The sequence below is a fragment of the Propionispora sp. 2/2-37 genome, from assembly GCF_001298735.1.
Classification (GTDB): domain Bacteria; phylum Bacillota; class Negativicutes; order Propionisporales; family Propionisporaceae; genus Propionispora.
Genome location: NZ_CYSP01000030.1, coordinates 1 through 16520, shown reverse-complemented (window position 1 = coordinate 16520; position 16520 = coordinate 1). Strand labels below are relative to the sequence as shown.

The window sequence follows — 16520 nt, the reverse complement described above, 5'->3', positions numbered from 1 at the left end:
ATTTGTTATATAGTGGAGCGGAAAACGAGATTCGAACTCGCGACCCTCGCCTTGGCAAGGCGATGCTCTACCACTGAGCTACTTCCGCACCTTAACAAATATTTATGTGCTTACATGAAGCACCGCACATCTGGCGTTTACATTACATTGTTTAGTTTTCAAGGAACACCGTACCGCCACTGTTTTGATGGCTCTATTATTATAAACGTTGTTACCGTTTATGTCAACCTCATATTTCATTGCTTATTCGCTATAATGTGAGGCGACTTTTATATATTATCACACTCACAATGGTATGTCAAACATTTTTTATTTACCAATTTATTCTACATCTTTTCAACTATAAAAAAACGGTTAGCGAATAGCCAACCGCAAATACATTACAAAGCAACAGACTATCCTACTACCCGTACAACTACAACAGTAACAATTACGCCGAGCCCAAACCCAATTCCCAACGCACGTTTTGTTTGTAAATTTACTGCCGCTTTTACGTTCTCATCCAACTGTTCCATCATGTCTGCTTTCCCCAGAAACCAGTTACCAATACGTTTTAATAAGTCCGCCACAACAATCCTCCTACTTTATTATAATTGACCTAACATACACCGTTTTGTTGATACCATATCGCTTTTCCTCTTAGCACGTCCCCCCCTTCTCCTTTGGAGACGCCGGGGAAAAACCATAAATCCCAGCGTTCACAACTATGGGCTGGTCCATATTTCCCGTCAGGATAACCGTTATCCTCATAGCCAGGATTTAAACCATCAAGATTATCCGCCGCTTCCGCATGGGTCATGACCCGGAAAATATCCACAGTTAAATCCAGCGCCTTACATAGCACTGCTACCACTTGCGCCATGGCTTCAATCTGTTTTTCGGTGGGTGGTTCACTGCCAAGATTCCGCGGGGTCGCATTGTAACAGCATGACAGGGCTATCCCCACTGCTCCCGTATTCCGTTTATAGGTGTGTGATTTCGCCGTCGCCAGATTAGTAGTGCTACAATATAAACTACCGTCTTCATCAATATTAATGTGATAATCGTTAAAAAATTGTCCATAATGCCCCGCCGACCAATGCAGATATATTTTGACATCCCGCCCAGCGCCCTGAGCTGCGGACCACAAATCAGCCTTGGACTGCAGTGCCAAATCCTTAAGTTCTTCCAACGTTATCGGTGTCATAACTACCTCCTCCTTGTTTATGTTATGCTTCATAGTGATTATTTGTCATTATGTGTACATTCAAAAACACAGCGCTGAATCAACCCTTATTGTTCATAAATAGCTAAAAAGCTGACTCCATTTGGAGGCAGCTCGACAAAAAAATATAAAGACAAGCATATGAAAACCCCGCAGCCGGCCGGGGCTGCGGGGTTGGAAGGAAATAATAAAGAGATGAAATCAGGGAGAAAACACCTCTTTATTAAGTCTCGGCAACTGATCCCGAGATCACCTTTATTATAAAGCTGATTTCTTTGAACAAAGTTTGATTCCTATAGAAAAAATCAGCCTTTATTGCCACCCTATTAGCATTTTATTCTTCAAAGATTCCTCACACCTTGAGTTATCTGCACTTACAGCGTCAAGCATAATTGTATAAACCGATTGAGCAGAGGAGAAATAAATTTATTTTTGTGATGGACAATGCTGAAATGCCGGCTGAGGTTGACCCCCTCAATGGAAACGGCAGCCAAATCCTTTCTCTGCACTTCCTTTTGCACAGCCATTTTTGACATAACGGTAATCGCGACCCCTTCGGCCACCGCGTCTTTAATGGCCTCGGCATTATTATACACTCCGGCTATTTTCCAGGAAATCCCCCGCTCGGCCAGCGCCGTCTCAAACAGTTCACGTGTGCCGCTGCCTTCTTCCCGCACTAAAAACTCCATATGTTCCAAATTCCTGACATCAACCCGTCTTGCATTGGCAAAAACATGTGCCGGCGCGGTCACCAGAACCAGCTCATCCTCCATAAAAGGCTTAACCACAATTCCAGGCGAATGAATCCGCCCTTCTACCAGGCCAAGGTCCACTTGGTCCAGCAGTATCATATCTTCGACAATCTTGGTGTTGTTGACTGTGGAAATAACTTTTGCCGCAGCATTTCCGGCTGCAAACTTTTTAATCAGTTGCGGCAAAATACAGGTTCCTACCGTAACGCTCGCACCTACCCGGATAACACCCCGGTCATGAATTTCATGCATGGCTTCTTCGGCTTCCCGCATCAAATTCAATATATGCCGCGCATAAGTTGACAGTTTTTGTCCTGCATGAGTAATAAACAATTTACGTCCCAGCCGTTCGAATAATCTTATCCCATAATGCATTTCCAACTCTGCAATCGCCTGACTTACAGAAGGCTGTGCGATATGGAGTTTTTCCGCAGCTGCAGTCATATTGCCCGCATCGCATACCGCTAAAAAAATATTCAAATGTCTTAATGTCATATTGCCACCTCATTCATTCCATAGGCATTTACCTATTGTATATAAAACATAATAGTATTTCACTTATCAACTGTCCAGTGTTATTATCGAATTAACAAGGAGGCATGCATAATATGGAAAAAATTACAACCAATCTATTAGCAGGAGTTGCTTTTGCTGTTACTATTGCCATTCCCGCCTGGTACTCGGGAGTACAAATTCCCCTAATCGGGGGGCCTGTTTTCGGAATACTATTCGGTATGATACTGGCATTTCGTCAAAGGTCTGACATTTTCACCGCAGGAATTCGTTTCGCAGCCAAAAATATATTGCAGTATTCCATTATCCTTCTCGGTTTTGAAATGAACTTATTTCAGGTATTCATCGTAGGCAGCCAATCACTGTTTGTTATGATTTTCACTCTCAGTGCTGCTTTTATTACGGCCTGGCTTGCAGGAAAATATCTGGGACTGCCAGGTACAACCAGCACCTTAATCGGGGTCGGCACGGCCATCTGCGGCGGTTCCGCCATTGCGGCTGCCGCTCCCGCCATCAAAGCCAGTGAAAAAGACATCGCTTATTCAATATCCACAATTTTTTTGTTCAACATTATCGCCGTCTTTATTTTCCCTTTTCTTGGTCATTTACTCCACATGAGCGACCTGGGCTTCGGCATGTGGGCTGGGACCGCAATTAACGATACTTCTTCCGTGGTCGCGGCAGGTTATTCCTACAGTCAGCCAGCCGGAAGCTTTGCTACCATCGTAAAGCTTACCCGCACACTGATGATTGTCCCGGTAACGCTGACTCTCTCGTTAATCACTGTAGGAAAAAATTCCAGGAACAGTACCTTTAGCTTGGTAAAATCCTTTCCCTGGTTCATCCTCGGATTCCTGCTCACTTCAATTATCAGTACAACGGGAGTGCTGCCCTCCCCGGTTTGCAGTTGCTTGGCACAAACCGGAAGATTCTTTATCATTGTAGCCATGGCTGCCATCGGCTTAAATACAAACTTGCGTCAACTTGTTCACAAGGGTATCAAGCCGGTACTGCTCGGCTTATCCTGCTGGCTGGCCGTGGCAGCGGTATCGCTGGCTGTTCAGAACTATCTCAGATTGTGGTGACCCCAGGCCGCAGCCTTTATTGATAATTACCGACAAACATAAAAATACTCCCGTCAGTTGCCTGACGAGAGATAGAAGTTGGTATAGCGGACAGGTTAGGTTTTACCTATCAGATTATATAAAACCTGGTTATTTTAATTCCAGCCTGTATGTAGCGACTACATACAGGAATGCCAAAGAAAGCATGACTTTTAATAAATACATGAGCAATCATTCCTTTCTACGTACCTACTATCCTCATCCTAACAACCGTATATGACAAAGAGATGACAATCCGGTCCGTTTCTTAGAGGTAATACTTGCTAGTAACAGCCATAAACCTTTTCCGTCTCATATGACTGAGAAACTTAAAATCAATTCAATATTTTCACAGGCTTATTCCCAACAAAAAAAGCCGTCCTGCGCACGGGAACGGCTGGCACCGGCGGCACACTCAGCCACTCGGTTTTGTAAGGGAATACCGGCACCCTTATATGTGTATGAAATCCTTCAGCCCTAATCACTTGCGGCTTGAACCGCTTGACCATTGCTTACATCCTTATTGTACCGTAACCTCATTATACCGATGTTAAACCAGAATTAATTTTTCGTAAAGATAAATAGAGTTTATACTTGAATTTTTTCCGTTTCGTGTATAATTTGTAAATTCGGCGACAATACTATAATCGTGCACAACAAATCAATCAGACGACCGTAGCAACGGAGTCTGACACCCTTCTACTTTCCCTACTGAACAAGACCACCAACGACGCTGGTCTTGTTCTTTTTGTGTACAGCCCTGAAGCATTCGGCAAACCGGTTTTTATTCTTTTTTATGCGCAGCAGGAGCCACATGGAAAAATATCCGCACACCCCAGAGCAGCACTACAGCGCCAAAAGTAGCGGAAATAATCGATCCGATGGTCCCATAGGCTGAAATACCTAAAAGATTAAATAAAAAACCACCTACAAACGAGCCAATAACCCCCGTTATCATATTGCCCCAAAACCCAAAACCACCGCCGCGGGAAATTATACCCGCCAGCCAGCCGGAAATAACGCCAATCACCAAAAACCACAGCACGTTTATCACCTCCCTTTAGCAAAAAGTATTTCCAAAATCGCGGTTTATATTTACATGAAAAAAGCCTCAGCCTACAATGGGCCGGAGGTTTTTTTCTCAGTCTATTTTTATGACTGCAACGAAGCCTGCAAATTGACTAAGCTCTTATTTAAATGAGGAGAAATTCCCCGGAAGGAGTGAATGAACGCCTCCAAGGGCGTTACATTGCGCGTGTTGGTGGAAAAAACAGCGGTATCTGCAACTCTGTTATTAACCAGATCATAGAGCACCAAAGTAAAGGTAATATAGTACGTATTTTCTTCCTTCTTTACCCGGGTAGCACTCACTTCGGAAAAAACGGCCCAGTGACATCCCGCTTCAGCCGCCTGTTCCCAGGTTGGGATATCATTCTCATTCTTTACGAGATAATCGGACAATTGCTTACGGTATTCATCCTCCAGTGCTTCACGCATATAGCCGTATTCCGCTGTTAAGCCCTCCGGCAGACTATTTTTAAGCGGCGCGATATAGATCCCTTCCTGTTTACCGGAACTCACGGCAGCAGGTCCGGACAATTCTGCCGGGGCCTCCGCCAGCTTCCGCCGTTTATCATAATAGTTTTTAATTGCAGAATCCAAATATCCCGGCAACCGGTGGGCATCTTCGACCCATTTCGGACTGTCCCACTTTATTTCCCGGCCGAACTGTTTGTATCCACGCACGAGCCCTTGCAAAATTCCGGTGACCGGATCACCGGATTGAACCACCCGAATCAGCGGAAGAACCGGCTCAAAGGCAGATGCAAAAGCAGCATTTCCCACTGCCGGAGCGCCAAAAGTGATCACTTCAATTTGCTTCGGACTTATCCCCATGCTGATTAGCCTTGCACCCGCCAAGGTCGCAGCCGCCCCTCCCAGACTATGTCCGGTAAGATATAAATTCCCTGCTTTATTCGTCAAAAGCAAATCGGACAGTGAAACTCGGGGCTGCTGACCGCTACTCAGCACTGCATCTGCAGCAGACTGCACAAAGTTATTAAACCCTCGGTGAACCTTAGGCTCACTATTTGGTATATCTTTCTTTTCTGCATTCCGCACAAATTCTTCCTGGCTGCTGCCGGCGAAATACACTTTATCGATAGTTAAATCCGCCTTAACATCCTCTTTATTTTCTGTACCAACAATCGCCAGAACGTATAAAGGCTCACTGCCTGCAACTTCTTTTTGTGCAACCAGAAAACGGGCACCACTATTTCCCTGAGCCTGGATATAACGGCTAATTTTCCAGCCGTCTTCCTGTAAATATCGGGTGGCCAGTTCGCCGATCCGGTCATCATACGCCGCTACACTGGCCGCAGCACATATGTATATCTTATAAGCTTCTTGATAGTCTTCCCTGGCATCGGCGCGTACCGTAGCCGGCATATATACCAGGATCAAAATAAATACCACCGACATTAAACGTCTCAACCAGCATCCCTCCAGACTCTAAACTAAAAAACGGGATCACTTCTTATCCTGTAAAACAGCCTTTCCGTTTGCCATTTCACTGCGTATACATGGTAAAGGATACTTCGCCTTCTTTTTCCCACCATTGTTCGTAACAGGGGTTTCTTCTCCCGGCTGCCATACCCTTTTAAATTACGGAATTTATAAGTTACATTCTCTATTTACAAAAAGTTTACCTGCCCAAACCGCAATAAAGGGGTATCCCTTTTTCTTCCATACTTCATAATCCATTTCTCTTATAGTCTTCTTCAAATTATCGTCAGAACAGTATGCCGAAATTAATTAAAATCTTTTTGCCGTGAAACAAAAATGCTCTCCGGATTTCTCCGGAAAGCATTTTCGGGTTTTAGCTTGTAAGCTTTATCGCCTATTTATTATTTGTTTAATACTGTTATCTAGGACCATATGGTCCCCATCCCCAGTCTCGATGGTCATACCGGCCGTGGCGGATGTCATCCAACGCTTTCCTATGGCGTTCATTTTCGTGCTTTTTACGCTTCTCCCAATCCCGTCTGTTTTCGTTGGGACGTCGTCTCATCTCTCTTTCATGGCGTTCATTTTCTATCCGCTCGCGCTCATGGCGCTCTCTTTCTATATCGTGCCGGTCATGATGCGGAGCACCATAGCGCTGTGGCACCGGAGAATAATCAGGAGCCGGCGATGCCGCCGCTACGGATGCACCCAACCCAATCTGCATGATACCAACCATAGAATAAATCATAACTTTTTTTGCCAGACTGTTCACAAGAATCCCTCCTTAATTTGCTAAGTTAAGTATAATGTGGGAATGTGACAAATCCGTTACAAAACAATCCCCATTTCTGAAACATTTAATCTAGTAATTTTAACGATATTCTGACGGAATCTTTCGAGAACCGATAGTGTATGCCGCCTGTAGCAGTAATAACCAAAATCCACCACCCCTGATATCATGCCGCGGACAGCACTCCACAGATAAGACGGAACTCAGGCAACACCAATAAAAAAAGGCCCTGTTCCCGAAAGAACAGGGCTATGCATAGGGTGTGTGAAGCGGGAACTATGGGGGAGAACCTCGTTCCCGCTTCCAGGCCAACTCACTGGAAACTCCAATTCCAAGAGTTATACTTAGCATAAACTAAAATTGTGACAAAAATATTACAAAAATCTTAAAAGCGAATTCTCTTTAATTTCTTTATGATTTAGATCCTATCCTTCCATCATAACAACCGGCATGCCAACCTCTATTTTAGGAAACAGTTCTTCAATATCTTGATTGTACATCCTAACACAACCGCCGGAAACCTGTCCTTCCACAGGGCCGTGCCAGGAGCCATGGAGGCAGGTTTTATCTGACGAAAGCACTAATCTTCTTGAGCCCAAGTCTACTTCGGTATCAGCCGGATTATTAAATACCAGTTTGTCAACAACATGATAATACCCGGCAGGCGTAGGTGTTGCCAGTTTGCCGGTGCCCACCGGATAGGATTTCACCAATGCATCATCTTCATAATACGAAAGGCGGCACAATGCAAGATTAACAATGATATAATTTTTCATTTAGAATCACTCTTTTCTTATATACTTTAACCCTGTTTTACTGTATTCACCGGATATAAAAACAGTGTGTTCAAAATGATTCTATGAACTCAATTCTAAATTCACTTAACTTTACCGGTAAGCTCCATAGGATTTTTCAATTAAGCCTATAAACATAAAAATGAAATCGTATCCATTGTTAAGTTTATGTTAAGCTATTCATAATAATTTAACAACATCACAGAGAGGATTATGTCTCTGTGATTGTCGAAAATTCTCAGAACAGCCGAAGTACCGGGAGTGATAAGACTGTTTACCACAGAGTTAATCCATCTATACTGTCAACGTTTAGATAAAACTGTTCATGTGGCTTGTACATACACAAAAACAAAAGCCGATATACCTGTTAGCATCAACATAAATTCTTGTACTAAAACAGATTGCTTTGAGGCAAATCAATGTGTTAACAGCGACTGCGAGCAAATCATTCCTAATGGACAAAATTATTTGTGTATGACGCTCGCTCCCAAGAGAAACCGGTAGCCTTAAGCAACTACGATTCGCCAGAACTGCTTTAACATGATTATTTTTTATTCTCAAATCCTGCTTCGGCTGTTTTTTTTATTTTCAAAACGGCATGTTCCACACTAAATTGAAAATGGCAAACCGGAACGACAGGTTTGCCATCTCTTGCTTAGAATCTCGTATTCCATCTGGAAACGATAATAATTTTCGTCTTCTTCAGTATTTTTCCCTCGCAGACCGCTGCAAGGCTCTCACCTGCGGCAATTCCTTTTACATAAACCAATCACCGTTTTTATACCAAATATTTGATTGCCAAAGCAATAATTGCTATGGCAATCAAAAGGACAACCCACCAGTATTTACTCCGTTTACGTCTATATTTTATCTGCTGATTTCTTAAACTCAAACTAACCAAAGACATAACATCACCCCTTTAATTATGGCATATTATTATGGTAATCGCCAGGTATTAAAAGGAAATTCAAGGAATGAGGCATACTACGTCCGCCATCAACGGTATCGCCAACAATGACTTCAGCACCTTCCCGTTCCATAGTCACCGCTATCTTCCGCCCAATTTCCTGTACTGCGCCGGTGATTAAAAACAACCTGATGATCCAATGTCATGTTTAGTAGCCTTCTATGCTAAATACTTGTCTTCATAAATTGTATAATGCCTACATAAAAATTTATGTCTAACTATGTCGTGCAGGTAAAAAGCTTTATCTTCTGTAGTTGGCAAACAAAAAAGACAGCCTATTTTCGAGTAGGAAAATAGGCTGTCTCACTTTATCATAAAATATTATTTCTGGCGAATCTCGTTTTCCCGATGATTTTTGAAGCCGGAGGCTCTTACCATGGGATAGAACGTATCAACCAATCAATATCCTTCTTTATTTTTTGCAGCCGCCGCACTGATTCCTAACACAACCGGTGTGGAACAGTAGCCAATCCCCATACGGTCGATGCCCATATCAATAAGCTTAAAAAAATGTTCTTGATCACGAATCCCGCCGGAGCCTTTGATCTTGCACCGCCCCTTGGCTATATCCAGCATTGCCTGAATCACCTCTACCGTAGCGCCGTCGCTTTTACCTCCCGTATAAAAACCGGTTGAAGTCTTCACAAAGTCGGCACCTGCTGCAACAGCCACTTCTGTAGCTTTTTTAACCTGTTCAATAGTCAACGCATCCGTTTCAAAGATTACCTTCACTTCCGTCTTGTATTTATGGCATACGTCACAAACAGCCTTAATATCTTCCTCTACCTCTTTCCACATTCCACTGCGAATCCAGCCATAGTTGGCAACGATATCAAGTTCAAAGATATCGCCCCGTTTGCAATATTGCTCCGCTTGCATTACTTTGGAAGCTGTGGTGGATAAACCAAACGGGAAGTCGCACACGACACAGATTTTAGTCTCAGTGCTTTTCGTCAATTCTGCGGCAATATCCAAAGATGCCGGATTAATGCAGACCGTCTTGCAGCCAAAGTCTATGCCTTCCTGAATGTATTTCCTTATATCGCTCTGAGTAAACTCCGGTTTTAAAACCGATTGGTCAATATAAGCTGCAAGTTCTTTTACTGACATTTCACACGCTTTTTTTTCTGGTTTCATTTCAGACCCTCCTGAACATCGCATTTTATCGATATATACCAAATGTATCGTACATTTATGATATATCATATATTATTTACTGTCAATATGTTTATGAAAATTCCTGCCTGTTCCCTCTAAACCGGGCATAGACTTCAGGCCGATCCAGTGTAAATCAAACAGGCCTATCTTGAAACCACGTAGTACTTGTGTTTACAAAAATAGGCCGTAACCCTGCTGTTTATATAAAGAATGTCAAGGTAAAACGCAATAATCCGGTCTACCACTTTACTACGTTTCTAAATACTATCCACACCTGCCTAAATACTTTTTTAATGGTTCCATTAGCAGCTCATAGCTAAATTCTACCTGATACGGAATGTCTACGTGTCCAAAGTAATTTTTCCCCTGCGGGCCATAGCCCTTCTCATCATCGCGCAAACGCCATATTTCCCCCATTAACAATTCATAAAAACGTTCTTTACTCCACAAACCTTCCGACCTCTTTATTTTTTTGTGCCAATAGCAACAAGCGTTTATCCGATATTTATACTACTTCCACAGTAGTGCCCGTATGTTTGACACTCTCTTTAACCGCTAAGGGAGGTTCCTGGGTAGTAAGAAGTAAATCTATTTTTTCAAAAGAAATTGCTTTGAAGCTGCTAGCTTTATTAAACTTTGCACCGTCGGCCATAACACAAACAAAAGCCGCCCTTTCCGCTACTTTTCGCTTTATACAGGCATCCTCATAATCCACTACATAAATACCGTCCGCAGCTATCGCTGCCGCCCCTAAAAATGCAATATCAAAGCGGATATCCTCAATTTGCATGATCGTTTTACTGCCATACAAATAACGATTTTTATGCTCTAATTTACCGCCCAGCAGATGAACCTCACTATGCTTTCCGGTTAATGCTTCCATATTATCCAGCGAGTGGGTAAAGGCCAACACGTTTTCGTCCAGATACTGGCACAAAGCCTGAATCGTTGTTGATACATCAAAAAAACATATTTGTCCCGCAGAAACATACTTCACTGCAAATTTTCCCAAGCGTATTTTATCTTCGGAATTGATGGTAAGCCGTTTTTTATAATTTTTAACTTCATTTTGAATAGCAGGCAGCGCAATGCCGCCATGGGTCCGTATGGCAAAGCCTTCATTCACCAATTTAACAATATCTCGCCTGGCCGTGTCTCTGGATATTTGAAATGCCTGCATGATTTCCTGGTTTGACAGCACTCTTCTGTCCTTTAACATATTTACTATTTCATATATACGTTCTTCTTGAAACATAATGCTTCCTTTCTATCCGTTACGAGAATTAAACGGCAGCCCCAGTGCCCCGCCAACGAAGCCTTACGGAAAAAGCTCCGTAAAGAAATTGTAGTTTCAGAGTTAGTGGAGCACTAGTACCATCGTGCCTATCATACGTCTATAGTTCTAGGGCAGTCATAAAAATATCCTCTATTTCTCAGCCAAATGGACATTCAAATTCAGTTCCACAGCCATTTGCCTGGTTGCTTCCAACAACGTTTCATCACATTCCAGCCCGGTTCTTATCGGATATTCCATGCCAAGACGCCGGTACTTCCCGGCGCCCAGGGCATGATACCTCAATATATCCACTCGTATCACACTTTTTCCTAACTCTTTAATAAAGTTGAGCCTCTTTTTTATATCGGTGAACTGATCATTCCAGCCCGGTACAATTACCAGGCGTATAATCATTTCCTTATTCATTCGGGCAAGATTCCGTGCATTGGTTAAGATCGTCTCATTTCCTGCACCCGTACAAGCTTTGTGGATATCCCGATCAAAGGTCTTGATGTCATACAGGACCATGTCGACAGTTTCCACCACCTTTTTCAACTCGCACCAGGGCAAACAGCCTGCCGTATCCAATGCTACATGGACGCCCTGCTGCCGCAATCGTTGCGCAGCTTCTACGACAAAATCTCCCTGCAGGGCCGCTTCACCGCCCGAAAAAGTGACACCACCGGCAGATTGGTCATAAAACACTTTGTCTCTGAGCAATTTCCCGACGAGTTCTTCACTGGTAATTTCATACCCGACTTTTTCAAAGGCCTCCCGGGGACAAATATCCATACATTCGTCCATATTAGTACAGCGTGCCCGGTCAATCTCACAACCTTCTTCCGCAAATTTGATCGATTGATTGTTGGCAATGCTTACACAAGCGCCACAATGAATACACCGATTTTCAAAATGCATATACTTTATCCCCGGCTCCATAAGCTCCGGGTTAGAACACCATTTACACCGCAAATTGCAGCCTATGCAAAATACCGTACTGCGGATTCCCGGACCATCCTTGGTAGAATATTTTTGAATCGTTGAAATTAATCCTTTTGCATTCATATCAGGACCAGGTATTTTCCGTACGGGCGATAATGGCATCCTGGGCCTCCGGCATTAAAGAGACGAACTGTGCACAATAGCCTGCGACACGTACAATTAAATCGGTATAGTTTTGCGGATTTTTCTTTGCATCCAGGAATGTCTTAGTATCGATGACGTTAAATTGGTTGTGATAAATTCCTTTTAAAAGGCACGCTTTTAGAAATTCAACAAATTTTTTCAGATTTTCATCACCGGCCAGCGCACCGGGGGCAAACCGCATATTCAACAACTGGCCGGCAGCAACCCGATCATTGGGAAGTTTGGCAACCGAATTGATTACCGAGGTCGGTCCATTCCTATCCGTTCCCTGCGTGGGAGAACAGCCTTCGTTTAACGGGCTTCCGGCTTTCCTGCCGTCCGGGGTTGCTCCTACATCCAGTCCATTGGGTACATAGGAGGTGATATTACTGGTAGACATGGTATAACAGCTTACCTCCGGTCCTTTTCCATAGCGATCGGTTTTATAGTCCGGCAGCAATTTCAGATAGGAATGAAAGACATCCTTCACAAGGCTGTCCACATAATCTTCATCATTCCCGAATTTGGGCACTTGGTTTACCAGCTTGTGAATATAAGCCGCCTCTTTTCCCTCCCAGTTAGCTTTCATTGCCTTTAAAAGCTGTTCCCAGGTCAGCTTCCGGTCTTCAAATATCAATTTTTTTATTACCGCCAGTGAATTACCGACCACACTTGGTCCAATATTGGACTGGGAGATGACGTCATATTTGCAGCCGCCGTTTTTTAAGGTTTTGCCAAGTTGCATGCAGTTATCGACAAAGCAGGAAGCAAACGGATCGGCGTCATAAACAGCCAATGCACGGCCACAGATCGCATCGCATTGTACAGCCAAATCGGAATAAAATTTCAGCATTTTTTCCCAGGCTTCCCAAACCTCGTCATAGGTTTTATAGTCAACTTCCGCTCCCATTTTGCCATTAATTGCAACCAATTGGATGCCCGAATTCGGATCCATGCCATTATTTAATACAAGTTCCAGTACTTTTCCCCAGTTCACATAGGTCATTCCGGTTGAGCGATGCCCGTATTTTCCCGGCACACCGGTCTCCACGCAGCCAATGGCGCAATAATCAAGCGCATCCTCCCTGGGAATACCTAGGTCCATGAGGCCCTTTACCGCGACCTCGTCATTAAACATCGAAGGCATTCCACATCCGGTACGAATCAGCTTTGCTGCCAGACGCAACAAGTCCCGGGGAGTCTCCGTATTGTAGCGCATCGAAAAATTGGGTTCGGCCATTTTTGTCAAATTCATCGCCTCAATGCATAAATAGGACAATTCATTGGTTCCGTCTGTCCCATCCGGCTTACGGCCGCCAATCATCAGATTGGAATATAATGGATAGCCCTGAGAGAATTTCGTGTGTCCGCAGGGCCTTACCTTGTTGTTGCTGCTGTTCATCAAAAACATATGGGTAATGATTTCCAGCGCTTTCTCCTGCGTCAATATTCCCTTTTTTATGTCCGCTATATATAAATCGTACATATACTGATCAAATCTTCCATAGCAAAAAGAGTGCCCGTTACTTTCGATCATTTGCAGCATATGAACCAGGTAACATACTTCACACCCCTCATAAAAACTCGCTGCGGGTCTTTCCAGCAATGTTTCACACATTTTTCCTATTTGCAAAAGTTCTTGCCGGCGTTTTCTGTCCGTTTCCCGCTCAGCCATCCTGTATGCTAATGCCGAGTACCTTTTAATAAACTTCAATGCGCCTTCCAATGCAATGATCACGGCCTGATAGAAAGTTGCATTTTCTTCAGATAAATTCCTGTTTTTCAATTGTCTTTCCGCTTCTTCCACAATTCCCCGAAACCCTTTTTGGAGAATCAATTCATGCTTAGGTACAATATGACCGTCCCCCGACATGGAAATCCCACCCCGGTGAAGCACACTTTGTTTTTCTGCCTGCCTGATACTATCAGGTGTATTCTTCCATACTTCATCCTCATGCGTGTGTCCCTGCCAGTATGGCGCAATGCTTTTTAGATCCCGTTTTACTTCTTCTGATATCTGAAAAACATCACCGGCTCTTTTGTCAAACTCATCCAGTTCTTTAATTACCCATTGAATTGAAAATTCAGGGAAAATAGGCGCTGCAAAATTACGGCTTGCCTGATTACCAAAGATCAAACTGTCGTCCTGAATGTAAATCGTCATATTTTCTAAAATGTGTGCAAATGCTTTGGCTTTACGTAAAACATAATCTTCGCCTTCCGTTGTCCGGAATGATTCTGTAATCAACACTGCCCGCTCACTGCAGATACTGGCTGTCCTTTTTTCCATGATCTGCTGCAAGCGGTGGATTCTTACCAGATCTATATCTTCATTGCGGGGAACAAATTCCAGAAATTTTTTCATTGTTGCCACCTCTCGATTTATTTATATTTATATCATAAGCATTTGTAAGCGCTAAATCAACACAACCTGCTTATTTATATGCATCTATCTAAAATTCTATTTAAACAGCTTATAATTAATCATATATTGACCCAGTTACGCTTTAAATTCATTCAATCATAATAGGTGTTTAGCAAACTAAATTAAAGAGAGAGACCTTATCCGGTAAAACAAAGCTGACACCGTCAAAAACGATGCCAGCTTGTTCAAAGGCAAGGCAGACAATATTATCTTGTTCACCACATATCGTTTTAGCAGAGTTTAAAATTTCGGACGAAAACTTTCCATGAGTTCCAATAATAATAGATACCATTACTTTTCCTCCCTTCTTTTGTTTCTATTTGCTGCAGTATAATGACCCATAAAACAACATCAACATATCAAACGTACGATACATTTGATATGTTGATGTTAGCATAAATATATTTAATTGTCTATATTTATTTAAATAATTTTAAAATTGAATAAAATCAACCGGTAATTCTATACTACCCAATAGGTTATCTGCCTCATAAAGCTCCGTCCATTTAGTGAAGCAGCTTTATTGCCAGCTTTTTCATGCGAGGAAATTTTACAGTCTACAATTCCCTGATAAGACAATTAGATACAAATATATCATACATATTTGCAGATTAATATTGTATATTAATCTCAATAACACTATAATTGACTATATAAAAGGAATTTATTTTCCAACAGAAAAATAAATTCCCGGCAGCTTACTTCCAGTTGAGTTTCAGAACTTATCGATGGTTTTCCTATTCTTCTTTTGAATATATATGCTCCCCGTGGATTTATAAAGTAAATAAAAAAACTAGGAGAAATTATATGTCAAGCAATAGCATTTTAAATTTCAATATTGTACACGAAAGTACAGTCCCGCTGTATTACCAGTTATTTACTCTAATAAAAAACGAAATACAAAATGGTACACTAAAGCCCGGCGATCTGCTCCCGCCCGAAAGCCAGCTGTGTTCTCAATATGGCCTTAGTCGCTCTACGGTTAGACAAGCACTTAATCAATTAGTGGAAGAAAACCTTGTTATCAGGCGAAGAGGCAAAGGGTCGTTTGTTGCAGAAAAGAAACTCAGCAGAAACCTGAATCATCTTTATAATTTTACTGAAGATATGTTTGAATTGGGAATATATCCGCATTCGCATGTTTTAGAAAATACTGTTGAGTATGCAACAGGTGAAATAGCTAAAAAATTAAACCTTAATGAAGGAACAACAAAAGTATTTAAACTGACTAGACTTAGATTGGCAAATACTGAGCCTCTATTATTGGAGATTACCCATATCCCGCTCTATTTATGTCCCGATATCGTTAATGAAGATTTTTCCAATACTTCTTTATATAACTTTTTAAAATCAAGATATAATTTAAATCTACATAAGGCAATCGAAACCTATGAGGCGGTTAAATTAAATAAAGAAATGGCCCGGCTTTTGAGTTGCAAATCTGGAGCCAGCGCTTTTAAAATACAACGCATTGCCTATCTTGATTCCGGCATTCCCTTTGAACTAACCAATTCCTATCAGAAGGGGACTGCGTGTAAATTGAGATTGGAACTATATGCTAATCAAAATAAAGTAAACTTCTCAAGGGAAACAACAATAGAGTGAAAATGGATAAAAACCGGCCGGAAGCACCCAAAAACCGTGCCATAAGTTGTTATAAAGATATTTTTCGGTAAACAGGCGAAACGGAACAGTATCCCAAGACTAACCCTCCAGGATGGTGTGTAACTGTAGCTGTACACTATCCTGGAGGGTTTATAGTAAATATCTCATAAAAAACAACAGACGATACTCCCGGTATGAGCTGAGTATCCTCCAACAGTTTGCTGGTTTTATACTCTTTGGGTAAACAACACCTATCCAACCTGGGGTTTTCTATATGCAAAAAGCCCGGCGGCCTAAGCCGCT

General features: G+C 42.4%; 15 protein-coding genes and 1 tRNA gene. 2 read left to right on the top strand and 14 right to left on the bottom strand.

Annotated features, from left to right (window positions below; translation table 11 throughout):
* Window positions 1-13 precede the first annotated feature (13 nt).
* The 4 genes from P22_RS19580 to P22_RS19570 form a co-directional block, all read right to left on the bottom strand.
* A tRNA-Gly gene (locus tag P22_RS19580) sits at window positions 14-88 on the bottom strand.
* 307 nt (window positions 89-395) lie between these two features.
* Window positions 396-569, bottom strand: coding sequence for a hypothetical protein (locus P22_RS20840; protein WP_156319070.1), 174 nt, complete (start codon window positions 567-569; stop codon window positions 396-398).
* A gap of 29 nt (window positions 570-598) precedes the next feature.
* A complete protein-coding gene (locus P22_RS19575) occupies window positions 599-1186 on the bottom strand; it encodes a peptidoglycan recognition protein family protein (protein WP_054261916.1) in 588 nt (195 codons plus the stop codon).
* A 392-nt stretch (window positions 1187-1578) separates the two neighbouring features.
* Complete coding sequence (locus P22_RS19570; RefSeq protein WP_054261915.1) at window positions 1579-2451, bottom strand: LysR family transcriptional regulator; 873 nt, start codon at window positions 2449-2451, stop codon at window positions 1579-1581.
* A gap of 113 nt (window positions 2452-2564) precedes the next feature.
* On the opposite strand from P22_RS19570, the gene P22_RS19565 reads away from it, so the two are divergent.
* The gene (locus P22_RS19565; RefSeq protein ID WP_172675887.1) at window positions 2565-3554 is read left to right on the top strand and encodes a YeiH family protein; all 990 of its coding nucleotides are present in this window, start codon (window positions 2565-2567) and stop codon (window positions 3552-3554) included.
* 802 nt (window positions 3555-4356) lie between these two features.
* Here P22_RS19565 and P22_RS19560 read toward each other — a convergent pair.
* From P22_RS19560 to P22_RS19515, 10 genes are all read right to left on the bottom strand, one after another.
* Entirely contained in the window at window positions 4357-4617 is a 261-nt protein-coding gene (locus tag P22_RS19560; protein WP_054261914.1) for a GlsB/YeaQ/YmgE family stress response membrane protein, read from the bottom strand.
* Between the two features lie 107 nt (window positions 4618-4724).
* Complete coding sequence (locus P22_RS19555) at window positions 4725-6065, bottom strand: lipase family protein (protein ID WP_054261913.1); 1341 nt, start codon at window positions 6063-6065, stop codon at window positions 4725-4727.
* 430 nt (window positions 6066-6495) lie between these two features.
* A complete protein-coding gene (locus tag P22_RS19550; protein WP_054261912.1) occupies window positions 6496-6849 on the bottom strand; it encodes a hypothetical protein in 354 nt (117 codons plus the stop codon).
* Window positions 6850-7292: 443 nt separating this feature from the next.
* Window positions 7293-7643 (bottom strand): L,D-transpeptidase, encoded by a 351-nt coding sequence (locus tag P22_RS19545; protein WP_054261911.1) that lies wholly within the window; start codon window positions 7641-7643, stop codon window positions 7293-7295.
* A gap of 1384 nt (window positions 7644-9027) precedes the next feature.
* Window positions 9028-9765, bottom strand: a complete 738-nt coding sequence (gene deoC / locus P22_RS19540) for a deoxyribose-phosphate aldolase (protein WP_054261910.1) — start codon at window positions 9763-9765, stop codon at window positions 9028-9030.
* Window positions 9766-10050: 285 nt separating this feature from the next.
* On the bottom strand, window positions 10051-10236 hold the full coding sequence (locus tag P22_RS19535; RefSeq protein WP_054261909.1) for a hypothetical protein: 186 nt from the start codon (window positions 10234-10236) through the stop codon (window positions 10051-10053).
* A 55-nt stretch (window positions 10237-10291) separates the two neighbouring features.
* Window positions 10292-11041 carry a DeoR/GlpR family DNA-binding transcription regulator gene (locus P22_RS19530; protein ID WP_054261908.1) on the bottom strand — a complete coding sequence of 250 codons (750 nt, stop codon included), beginning with the start codon at window positions 11039-11041 and terminating at the stop codon, window positions 10292-10294.
* A gap of 171 nt (window positions 11042-11212) precedes the next feature.
* A complete protein-coding gene (locus P22_RS19525; protein WP_235814741.1) occupies window positions 11213-12166 on the bottom strand; it encodes a glycyl-radical enzyme activating protein in 954 nt (317 codons plus the stop codon).
* Window positions 12129-14552 (bottom strand): glycyl radical protein, encoded by a 2424-nt coding sequence (locus tag P22_RS19520; RefSeq protein WP_054261907.1) that lies wholly within the window; start codon window positions 14550-14552, stop codon window positions 12129-12131. The genes P22_RS19525 and P22_RS19520 overlap by 38 nt, the downstream gene beginning before the upstream one ends.
* A gap of 169 nt (window positions 14553-14721) precedes the next feature.
* Window positions 14722-14904 carry a hypothetical protein gene (locus P22_RS19515; RefSeq protein WP_054261906.1) on the bottom strand — a complete coding sequence of 61 codons (183 nt, stop codon included), beginning with the start codon at window positions 14902-14904 and terminating at the stop codon, window positions 14722-14724.
* 515 nt (window positions 14905-15419) lie between these two features.
* Here P22_RS19515 and P22_RS19510 point away from each other — a divergent pair.
* Window positions 15420-16217, top strand: coding sequence for a GntR family transcriptional regulator (locus tag P22_RS19510; RefSeq protein ID WP_054261905.1), 798 nt, complete (start codon window positions 15420-15422; stop codon window positions 16215-16217).
* The last annotated feature ends 303 nt before the right edge of the window (window positions 16218-16520 follow it).

What these genes read in the sequence shown, in the direction of transcription:
- P22_RS19525 (WP_235814741.1), bottom strand. Translation starts at nt 12,166, where the DNA reads ATGCCATTATCGCCCGTACGGAAAATACCTGGTCCTGATATGAATGCA.
- deoC (WP_054261910.1), bottom strand. Translation starts at nt 9,765, where the DNA reads ATGAAACCAGAAAAAAAAGCGTGTGAAATGTCAGTAAAAGAACTTGCA.
- P22_RS19545 (WP_054261911.1), bottom strand. Translation starts at nt 7,643, where the DNA reads ATGAAAAATTATATCATTGTTAATCTTGCATTGTGCCGCCTTTCGTAT.
- P22_RS19510 (WP_054261905.1), top strand. Translation starts at nt 15,420, where the DNA reads ATGTCAAGCAATAGCATTTTAAATTTCAATATTGTACACGAAAGTACA.
- P22_RS19530 (WP_054261908.1), bottom strand. Translation starts at nt 11,041, where the DNA reads ATGTTTCAAGAAGAACGTATATATGAAATAGTAAATATGTTAAAGGAC.
- P22_RS19575 (WP_054261916.1), bottom strand. Translation starts at nt 1,186, where the DNA reads ATGACACCGATAACGTTGGAAGAACTTAAGGATTTGGCACTGCAGTCC.
- P22_RS19570 (WP_054261915.1), bottom strand. Translation starts at nt 2,451, where the DNA reads ATGACATTAAGACATTTGAATATTTTTTTAGCGGTATGCGATGCGGGC.
- P22_RS19520 (WP_054261907.1), bottom strand. Translation starts at nt 14,552, where the DNA reads ATGAAAAAATTTCTGGAATTTGTTCCCCGCAATGAAGATATAGATCTG.
- P22_RS19565 (WP_172675887.1), top strand. Translation starts at nt 2,565, where the DNA reads ATGGAAAAAATTACAACCAATCTATTAGCAGGAGTTGCTTTTGCTGTT.
- P22_RS19515 (WP_054261906.1), bottom strand. Translation starts at nt 14,904, where the DNA reads ATGGTATCTATTATTATTGGAACTCATGGAAAGTTTTCGTCCGAAATT.